This is a genomic window from Fulvivirga aurantia, assembly GCF_009711475.1.
GTDB classification, from domain to species: domain Bacteria; phylum Bacteroidota; class Bacteroidia; order Cytophagales; family Cyclobacteriaceae; genus Fulvivirga; species Fulvivirga aurantia.
The window spans coordinates 1-268 of sequence record NZ_SMMD01000034.1 but is presented as its reverse complement, the minus strand read 5'-3'; the positions used below and the strand labels follow the sequence as shown (position 1 = coordinate 268).

Sequence of the window (268 nt, the reverse complement as noted above, 5' to 3'; positions counted from 1 at the left end):
GATATAACATTGTTTCCATCAAGGTTATCGGGTAGCAATGTTAGCAGTAAAATGTATTCATTAGCAACATGATCATTCTGCTGATTTTGCACAAAAGTACCCTTTACTAATGTTGCAAACCCTAGTTCATATGGTCGCCCATCAATTGATTCTTGATGGTTGTGTAGTAGATGAATTGAAGTTCCTACAATCACTAAAGAACCTAAAGAAAAGAAAATGGCCAAAACCATTGAAATCATAAATTTGGCCCTGAATTTTATAATCAAAA

Annotated in this window: 1 protein-coding gene; it reads right to left on the bottom strand. The window is 33.6% G+C overall.

Going from position 1 to position 268, the window contains the following annotated elements; all coding sequences use genetic code 11:
* A partial coding sequence (locus E1176_RS20830; RefSeq protein ID WP_222933025.1) for a hypothetical protein occupies window positions 1-239 on the bottom strand: 239 nt, incomplete at its 3' end.
* Between the last annotated feature and the right edge of the window lie 29 nt (window positions 240-268).